Genomic DNA, 2,419 nt, shown 5'->3' with positions numbered 1-2,419 from the left:
ATATGGGCCACCGGCGCAGGCGAACAGGTCAAGCGGTGAGCGATCTCTTGAAGAAGACGCAAGGCGAACGCCTTGCTCTAATCGGTGCACGCAACCGCGAGATGGCGGCCGACGATACGAGAAATCTCCTTCTGGAACGCCTGGGCCTTATCCAGCGGATCGGAGGTCCGCGCCTGCATCATCTGCGCGGTCATTCCGTCATTGAGTGGACGATCACCGCGGCAGGCATGACTGCGCTCTCTGAGTTCCTGATCGCGACAAGCTGGCGCTGAACCACGAGAAACCGAGAGGTTCGCCCCACCTGGAGCAACAGCGGGATCCCCGTGCTGCCGGCCGGATCGGTCCCACCTGTGAGGTCGTATCGTCAGGACGTGGATCGTGGCCATGGTCGCCTCAGGCGGCGCACTCGGTAGCGGCGCAATCGATTCGAGTTGACCCATCGCTTGCAAACGGCGCTCGGAAGAGCGTCTTGCTAAAAGCTATGCGCTGGTGTCATTGTTGGCCCGGACCGGTTGTCTGCCAATAGCGTCTGACAAGTTCAGTCTGAAGTACTTATGGACGATGAACCGCTGGGCGAACTTCAAAAAAGCTATCATTTGAAAGAATGGAATGATCGTTAGGCTCACGCCGAACGCAGCAATTTTATTCGACTTATTGGATGCGGTAGGAACTCACTGATTAGCCATGCTGGGCGCGTTACTGACGTAAAAGCAGTAATAGATGCGTCCGCTCTTGGAATCGAACGGCCGTCCTTGATTGATTGCGTGGTATCGGACGCGAGACGGCTGATCAGAGTGGATTTACAACGTTCTGCTTTCGAGCGTCGAACGCGAACATCAGATGTTCGCCGTTCAGCGTGCTCCGGACGGAAAGCTGCGGAGCTTCTACGAAGATGATCAGTTATGGAAGGGGCCGTATGCGCCTCGGCGCGAGCACGGGAGCAGCATCCTGATAATTTTCACTGTATTTGAAAATAGGTAATTTGCCGGTTCTACATGCGAAAAACGGCGGGCGAAAATTATCAGTTTTTGCAATTTCAAGCAAAAATCGGAGTTCTGAGGAACGGGAGGTTGCCGCAACCCGATTGCTCAACAGCCCTGTATCGGCCCGCTCCACCTTCCGTAGGCCGACCACGCCTGCGAACGACTTCCCGCTCGAAAGCGATGAACGCTTCCAAATGCCCATCCAGTCCATAAATTGGACGGATATCGAGCTCGCACAGATAAGACTCGCCAGTCCTTCGGTAGTTCTGCAGGCGCCCGACGAATCGTCCCTCGCCTCGAAGCGCGCGCTGGACCTGGCGCGTGCCCTCCCGGCTGGTCCCCGCCCCCTGAAGCATCCGGGGCGATTGGCCCAGAACATCGGCCTCGCCATAGCCGCTCATCCGCAGAAATGCGTCGTTCGCGTACAGAATGGTCGGTCCAGGTCGCCTCAGATCTGTACTGGTGACCAGAACGCCCACGTCGAGACCGTCAGCGACGTGCCGCACGAGATCGATCAGGTTCATGGCTCCACTCCTCGGGTACCCGAGGGATATTCAGACTTCGTTAACTCCTGCTTAAAGAGCGTGACAGGAAATATACCACCGATTTTTGAGGTCTCGTCGCCAAAATTCAGGAACTTTTAGAAGCCGGCAGATCATCTATCCAGCGATGGAACGCCCGCGAGCTCAGAGTGTTCAGGCGCGTCTCCACACCCAATTGAGGCACAACCAATGTTCGGGGACGCGCGATGAATTGGATCCGGAAGATCAGGTCGGCGGGCAACACCAGCGAGATCGCGGCCCTGGCGGCCCTGCGTACGAATGTCATGATCGCGGACGCCGCGATGAACATCACCTACATGAATCCGGCCCTGACCCGCTTCATGCAGGAGGCGGAGGCCGATTTGAAGGCCGAGTTGCCCCGCTTCGACGCCGCCAAACTGATCGGCAGCAACATCGACATCTTCCACAAGGACCCCTCCCACCAGCGCCGGATGCTGGCCGCGCTCGACAGGCCCCATGAGGCGACCATCCGCGTCGGCAAGCGCGTGTTCGACCTGCTCGTGACGCCGCTCTCGGATGGGGGCCAGCGCATCGGTTTCGTCGTGGAATGGGCCGATGCCCAGGAGCGGTTGCTCAACCTCGACTTTTCGTCCCAGATTGCCGCGATCAGCCGCTCGCAGGCCGTGATCGAGTTTCAGTCCGACGGGACCATCGTCACCGCCAACCACAACTTCCTCGACCTGATGGGCTACCGCCTCGACGAGGTCCGGGGTCAGCACCACAGCCTGTTCGTCGAGCCGGAGACCCGGGCCAGCCGCGAATACTACGAATTTTGGGATCGCTTGCGCAAGGGTGAGTATCAAGCCGCGCAGTTCAAGCGGCTGGCGCGCGACGGCCGGCCGATCTGGATCGAGGGCTCATACAACCCGATCT

At 58.7% G+C, this 2,419-nt stretch carries 3 protein-coding genes; 2 read left to right on the top strand and 1 reads right to left on the bottom strand.

The window, feature by feature from the left end; translation table 11 throughout:
* Nucleotides 1-272: hypothetical protein (locus tag I53_RS32985; RefSeq protein WP_210161561.1), on the top strand; the 272-nt coding region annotated here is incomplete at its 5' end.
* Nucleotides 273-1,036: 764 nt separating this feature from the next.
* On the opposite strand, the gene I53_RS30880 is transcribed toward I53_RS32985, so the two are convergent.
* Entirely contained in the window at nt 1,037-1,507 is a 471-nt protein-coding gene (locus I53_RS30880; RefSeq protein ID WP_083935968.1) for a PAS domain-containing protein, read from the bottom strand.
* A gap of 224 nt (nt 1,508-1,731) precedes the next feature.
* Here I53_RS30880 and I53_RS04675 point away from each other — a divergent pair.
* Nucleotides 1,732-2,419, top strand: a 688-nt coding sequence (locus I53_RS04675) for a PAS domain S-box protein (protein ID WP_043347208.1), incomplete at its 3' end; no start/stop codon positions are given.

Origin of the sequence: Methylobacterium sp. B1 (genome assembly GCF_000333255.1) — a bacterium.
Taxonomy (GTDB): Bacteria; Pseudomonadota; Alphaproteobacteria; order Rhizobiales; family Beijerinckiaceae; genus Methylobacterium; species Methylobacterium fujisawaense.
The sequence above is the reverse complement of the archived record's forward strand: the minus strand, read 5'-3'. Positions and strand labels throughout refer to the sequence as shown.